Origin of the sequence: Daejeonella sp., assembly GCF_044348475.1 — a bacterium.
In the GTDB taxonomy this organism is placed as follows: Bacteria; Bacteroidota; Bacteroidia; order Sphingobacteriales; family Sphingobacteriaceae; genus Daejeonella.
Map to the genome: position 1 here is coordinate 1 of NZ_JBIKSU010000095.1, position 5,965 is coordinate 5,965.

Sequence of the window (5,965 nt, forward strand, 5' to 3'; positions counted from 1 at the left end):
CTTGAATCAAGGCAAATTGCGGGTGTTGAAGAACTGAAATCTGATTTTCAAAACAATAAGCCAGAGATAATTTTTGATATTGACAGAGAACGTGCAAATCGAGAAGGAATTTCTAGCGGACAAATAGGCATGGACTTGCGAACAGCAATTTTTGGCAAGGAAGTTTCTAAGTTTCGCGATACAAACGAAGATTATGAAATAAATCTTCGGGCTAATGAAACTCAGCGAAATAACCTGGATGCCCTTCGAAACATGAAAGTAACTTACCGTGATATGGGTATGGGTGGGATAATTCGCCAGGTACCACTTTCGTCTTTTGCTTCAATTGATTTTGTAAATACCTATGGTGGAATAAAACGTAAGCAGGAAAAAAGGATTATAATTCTATCTTCTAATGTGCTAAGCGATTATAATCCCAATGAAGTTGTTGCAGATATTCAAAGTGAAATTAGCCAGTTTAAGGCGCCATCAGGAATTGAAGTAAAAATGGCAGGTGAGCAGGAAGAACAACAAGAAACCATGTTGTTTTTAGGTACAGCATTGATGATCTCTTTAGGACTCATACTGATTATTTTGGTTACCCAATTCAACTCAATCACAAAACCACTTATTATTTTAAGTGAAATTGTATTAAGTATTATAGGAGTTTTATTGGGGGTTACAATTTTCAGAATGGAAATGTCAATTGTAATGTCTGGAGTTGGTATCGTTGCTTTAGCTGGTATCGTAGTTCGAAATGGTATTCTATTAGTTGAATTTACAGATCTCTTGATTGAACAAGGAATGGATGTTAGGGAAGCTATAATTGAGGCCGGAAGGACAAGAATGACTCCTGTTTTGCTTACCGCTACGGCTACAATGCTTGGACTTATTCCTTTGGCTGTTGGTTTAAATATGGATTTTGTTACCTTATTTAGTGATTTTGATGCTCACTTGTATTTTGGTGGTGACAATGTTGCTTTCTGGGGCCCACTATCATGGACTATGATTTTTGGATTAGGATTTGCAACTTTCTTGACACTGATTTTGGTGCCTTGCATGTTATTAATTGGAGATTCGAATTCTAAACGTATTAAAGGTTGGTTAAAAAAGACCAATAATATAGCTTAACACAGCAATAAAAATAGGACGGACTCTGTTTACAGGGTCCGTTTTTTATTCGGGTACAATTTTATTGTTTTTAATTCAGTGTTTTTATTGACACTTATTTATGTTATCTGAATGAATTTTTATCAAAAAAAAAGCCATTCAGGAAATCCTGAATGGCTTTTGTGTTTTTGAATTGATTACTGAGCAGCAGCTGTATCAGCAGCAGCAGTATCAACAGCAGCAGTATCAACAGCAGTTGTATCAACAGCAGTTGTATCAACAGCAGTTGAATCAGTAGCAGCTTCTTCAGTTTTGTTTGAGTTACAAGCAGCAACTGACAAAGAGATAGCTAAAGCTAAAAAACCTAATTTGAATGAATTTTTCATCGTTTAATTTTTAAATATATTTAAATAATTTACACTTAATACCTCAATCTTTAAAAGGTAACCCTTAAGATTCAAGAAAAATAAAAAAAATATTTTCCCTATCATTGGGTTACAATTCCGCATAAAAAGTATTAATAGTGAAAAAACAGATAAAAAGTTCAGATCCAGCCGATAGCGAAATTATTCTAGGGATCCTGAATGACTCCAAAGAAATACTCAATCGTTTGTATTCAACGTATTTCCCAATGATTCTGCAATTAGTGTTGAATAATAACGGAAATGAAGATGATGCAAAAGATGTTTTTCAAGAGTCAATTATTGTTCTTTATAATAAAGTAAAAAGTGGAAATTTTGAGCTTAATAGTAAGCTTAAAACTTTTTTATACTCTGTTTGTAGAAGGTTATGGTTAAAGCGATTAAATGCGCAAAGCCGTACCCTAAGAAACATTGAAGATTTTTCTGAGTTTATTCCGGTTGAAGACGATCTAGAAAGACATGAAGAAAAAGATAGACAATTTGAAGTGATGGAATTGGCACTTAGCCAATTAGGGGAGCCTTGTAAAACCATTATAGAAGATTATTATATGCAAAATAAATCTATGCAGGAGATCTGTGAGAAATTTGGATATACTAATTCGGATAATGCCAAAACTCAAAAATATAAATGCCTGCAGCGCCTGAAAAAACTTTTTTTTCAAGCCTAAATAAAGTAAATGATGAAGAGCGATATAGAATTGACAAATGAGATTGATTCCTACCTGAGAGGGGAGTTGAATGAATCTGAGCGTATTGATTTTGAAAATAAAAGATTAAATGATCCTGCATTTGATATTAGGGTTGTTGAGCATCATAATTTAGTTAATCATTTATCTGATTATGCTAATAGGTTGAACTTGGCTTCTGAAATGAATGTTATACATGAATCGCTTGATATTTTTGCATTAAAGAATGAAGTAGCCCCAGATGCACATATCATTAAGAGATTATGGAAAAAATACAGGATCAATACAGCTATTGCTGCCTCAGTTGCTTTGATTGCTGTTAGTGGAACACTTCTTTCTACTGGTTATTTTTCTAAATCGATTTCAACAAATGTTAGTCTTTTGCGCAGAGAAATTAATAGCATTAAGAAATCTCAAAATGCACTGATTAAAAACATCAATGATAAACCATCAAAAGGTCCTGTAAATCCTGGGCAGTTCGGTGGTACTGGCTTTGCAATTTCTTCAAATGGCTATGTTGTAACCAATTACCATGTTGTTCAGGGTGCTGATTCTGTTTATGTGCAAAATTCAAATGGTGAAGCCTTTAAAGCTAAAATGATCTATATAGATCCAGCATATGATCTGGCTGTTTTACAGATCACTGATCCTAGCTTTAAAGATCTTCAGGTTTTACCTTACTCATTCAAAAAAACAGCATCTGATGTTGGTGAAGATGTTTTTACGATAGGTTTTCCAAGAGATGACCAAGTTTATGGTAAAGGATATGTGAGTTCAAAAAATGGTTATGCTGGAGATACAGTAGCCTATCAGGTTTCTATTCCAGTAAACCCTGGAAATAGTGGTGGTCCATTACTTGATAATTTAGGTAACGTTATTGGTATCATTAACGGAAAACAAACCATGGTTGATGGAGCTGCATTTGCAATTAAATCAACTTACATTTTAAAATCAATTCAGGCTATACCTCAAGATTCTCTTGATGAAAAGTTAATTTTAAGTAAGCGTAATAATTTATCAGGATTAAGCAGGAAAGATCAGTTTAAGAAACTTGAACCCTTTATTTACATGGTTAAAGTTTATTAATAGAGAATTTAAATTTGATTTTTTTAAAAAATATCTCATTTAATTATTGAGATATTTTTTTTTGATATAGAATTATATTATCTATCAACTTCTCCAAGAACAATATCTACAGATCCAAGTATAGCTACAAGATCTGCAATTAATACACCACGGGTAATTTCAGGTAAAACAGACAAATTATTAAAGCTTGGTGCTCGGGCTTTTACTCGCTTTGGTATTTCGGTTTTGCCATCACTAATAAAATAATATCCAAGCTCTCCACGCGGATTTTCAGCGCGTATATAAAAGTCTTGCTCTTTTGGAATGATCTTTTTAGGAAGCTTTGCCCTTGGGTCGAATTCAGGCCCACGTTTGAGCTCTTTTTGAAGTCTCTCAAGGCATTGCTCAATGATTCGGATAGATTCTGCAACTTCATCTGCTCTTACCTTGTAGCGGTCCCAGCAATCGCCGCTTTTACCCATCTCGCCTTTACCTATCGGAATATCGAAATCTAATTCAGGGTATGCTGAATATTCATCGCTACGACGTAAATCCCATTTTAAGCCTGAACCCCTTAGCATTGGCCCGGAACAACCATAATTAATTGCTACATCAAGTGGAAGTATTCCAACCCCGGCAGTTCTGCTAATAAATATTTGGTTATCTGTTAGCAACTGATTTAGCTCTATTAATTTAGGCTTGAAATAGCGAACAAATTCACTGCAGCGTTCTTCAAAACCCACAGGAAGATCATAGAATAAACCACCAACCCAAATATAATTATAGAGCATTCTGGAACCAGAAGCCCATTCAAGCATGTTCATGATATGCTCACGATCTCTAAAACACCATAAAAAGGGTGTAAATGCACCTATATCGATTCCATATGTGCCTATTGCAATTAAATGAGAAGCTATTCGATTAAGCTCGCAAACTAAAACACGAATATATTCTACTCGCTTTGGGATAATTTTATCGATCCCCATCATTCGTTCAACTCCCATTACATAGGCATGGTCATTGTTCATTGACGATAGATAATCCATTCTGTCAACAAATGGAATGATTTGCTGATAAGTAAGGTATTCACAGTGTTTTTCAAAACACCTGTGTAAATATCCCATGTGAGGAATCACCTCCTTGACTATTTCGCCATCAGTGATTAGTTCAAGCCGTAAAACACCATGCGTTGATGGATGCTGCGGGCCCATATTGATGATCATCTCTTCTGGTTTGAGATTCTCAGTTAACTGATCATATCTGGTTTTTTTTACCTGCATGATATTATTAATGATGAATAGAGATTTACTCTTTTATTTTTATTCCTTTATATTCCTCTGCTGCACTATAGTCCTTCCTGAGTGGATAGCCTTCCCAGTCATCTGGAAGCAGAATTCTTCTAAGATCAGGATGCCCTTCGAATTGTATTCCCAAAAGGTCAAATGCCTCACGCTCATGCCATTCTGCTGTTTTCCATACCTCTGAAACAGAAATAAAGCTTGGTAATGAATCCAAACTTCTGTCGTGATCAATGATTACTTTTAAAACTAACTGATGCTTGTGAGGTATGGATGCAAGGTGGTATACTACAGAGAATTGATTATTTTCCACACCATGATCAATGCCGGTTAAACAAGAAAGAAAGTCAAACCATGTGTTTTTATTATCTCTTAATTCCTGGCAAACAGGTACAATTGAATCAGGTTTAATGATTAAAGCCGGCTGAAGCCCTCCTGTTTGAACCTCAATGATTACATCAGAACCGAATTTTTCTGATAAAAGCTTGGTTATTTCATCAAAACTCATACTATTTTTCAGGGTGCAAGGCGAACAATTTTCCAGGATTTTTTATCTGCTTTTTTGAAGACAATTCTGTCGTGAAGACGACTTTGGCGCCCTTGCCAGAATTCAATAACCTGTGGTTTTACAAGATATCCTCCCCAAAATGCGGGCTTAGGAATAGTTTTTCCATCATATCGGGCTTCAGCTTCCTGCCAATTTTTCTCAATTTCTTCCATTCCATCTATTACTTGGCTTTGAGGCGAAACAATAGCACCTAGCTGGCTTTTCTTAGGTCTAGTTTGAAAATAACGTTCAGATTCTTCCTTGGTTAATTTCTCTACTGTGCCTTCGATGCGTACTTGCCGACCTAATTCAGCCCAATGAAACACAAGAGCAACAACCGGATTTTTTGCCATTTCTTTCCCTTTTGCACTTAGATAATTGGTATAAAACATGAAACCTCTCTCTTCATATCCCTTTAATAGAACAATACGTGCAGAAGGTTTTCTATCAATGCTAGTAGTGGCAAGAGTCATTGCATTGGGCTCATAAACTCCGGCTTCCATAGCTTCTTTTAACCATAAGCCAAACTGTTTTATAGGATCTTTAGCAACATCCTTTTCGGATAATTTTTCAGAAATGTATTCCTTACGGAGATTCTCTAATGTTTCTTTTTCTACTGACATAGTACATATTAATTATCTGGACACTTATCCGATAAGTTTTATTAATGCAAACTTAACAATTGCACCTTGTTATTCTATTATTTCGATAATTATTAGCCGTATATTGTAGTGATTTAATAAAGCTCAAGAATTCTTGTAAATATTCAACCGTTAATTTTGTCCTTTAAATATGGTTTATCCTGTGTCTTTTCATCCTAGAAATTTATAATTCTTTTCTATTTGTATGCAATTTGTT

General features: G+C 35.0%; 7 protein-coding genes. 3 read left to right on the forward strand and 4 right to left on the reverse strand.

Annotation, left to right across the window (positions count from 1 at the left end; all coding sequences use genetic code 11):
- On the forward strand, positions 1-1,110 hold a 1,110-nt coding region (locus ACIQZ6_RS11290; protein ID WP_395811153.1), incomplete at its 5' end, for an efflux RND transporter permease subunit.
- Between the two features lie 176 nt (positions 1,111-1,286).
- Here the strand turns inward: ACIQZ6_RS11290 and ACIQZ6_RS11295 are convergent.
- A complete protein-coding gene (locus tag ACIQZ6_RS11295; protein ID WP_395811155.1) occupies positions 1,287-1,475 on the reverse strand; it encodes a hypothetical protein in 189 nt (62 codons plus the stop codon).
- 137 nt (positions 1,476-1,612) lie between these two features.
- Between ACIQZ6_RS11295 and ACIQZ6_RS11300 the strand changes: the two genes are divergently transcribed.
- Positions 1,613-2,179, forward strand: coding sequence for an RNA polymerase sigma factor (locus ACIQZ6_RS11300; protein ID WP_395811157.1), 567 nt, complete (start codon positions 1,613-1,615; stop codon positions 2,177-2,179).
- A 9-nt stretch (positions 2,180-2,188) separates the two neighbouring features.
- Entirely contained in the window at positions 2,189-3,283 is a 1,095-nt protein-coding gene (locus ACIQZ6_RS11305; protein WP_395811159.1) for a S1C family serine protease, read from the forward strand.
- A 77-nt stretch (positions 3,284-3,360) separates the two neighbouring features.
- On the opposite strand, the gene ACIQZ6_RS11310 is transcribed toward ACIQZ6_RS11305, so the two are convergent.
- The 3 genes from ACIQZ6_RS11310 to pdxH are packed head-to-tail and all read right to left on the reverse strand — an operon-like array spanning position 3,361 to position 5,730.
- The gene (locus ACIQZ6_RS11310) at positions 3,361-4,542 is read right to left on the reverse strand and encodes an NADH-quinone oxidoreductase subunit D (protein WP_395811161.1); all 1,182 of its coding nucleotides are present in this window, start codon (positions 4,540-4,542) and stop codon (positions 3,361-3,363) included.
- Positions 4,543-4,567: 25 nt separating this feature from the next.
- Positions 4,568-5,068: an NADH-quinone oxidoreductase subunit C gene (locus ACIQZ6_RS11315; protein WP_395811163.1), complete on the reverse strand. Its 501-nt coding sequence runs from the start codon at positions 5,066-5,068 to the stop codon at positions 4,568-4,570.
- An 8-nt stretch (positions 5,069-5,076) separates the two neighbouring features.
- Positions 5,077-5,730 carry a pyridoxamine 5'-phosphate oxidase gene (gene pdxH / locus ACIQZ6_RS11320; protein WP_395811165.1) on the reverse strand — a complete coding sequence of 218 codons (654 nt, stop codon included), beginning with the start codon at positions 5,728-5,730 and terminating at the stop codon, positions 5,077-5,079.
- Positions 5,731-5,965 lie beyond the last annotated feature (235 nt).

What these genes read in the sequence shown, in the direction of transcription:
- ACIQZ6_RS11295 (WP_395811155.1), bottom strand. Translation starts at nt 1,475, where the DNA reads ATGAAAAATTCATTCAAATTAGGTTTTTTAGCTTTAGCTATCTCTTTG.
- ACIQZ6_RS11305 (WP_395811159.1), top strand. Translation starts at nt 2,189, where the DNA reads ATGATGAAGAGCGATATAGAATTGACAAATGAGATTGATTCCTACCTG.
- ACIQZ6_RS11310 (WP_395811161.1), bottom strand. Translation starts at nt 4,542, where the DNA reads ATGCAGGTAAAAAAAACCAGATATGATCAGTTAACTGAGAATCTCAAA.
- ACIQZ6_RS11315 (WP_395811163.1), bottom strand. Translation starts at nt 5,068, where the DNA reads ATGAGTTTTGATGAAATAACCAAGCTTTTATCAGAAAAATTCGGTTCT.
- pdxH (WP_395811165.1), bottom strand. Translation starts at nt 5,730, where the DNA reads ATGTCAGTAGAAAAAGAAACATTAGAGAATCTCCGTAAGGAATACATT.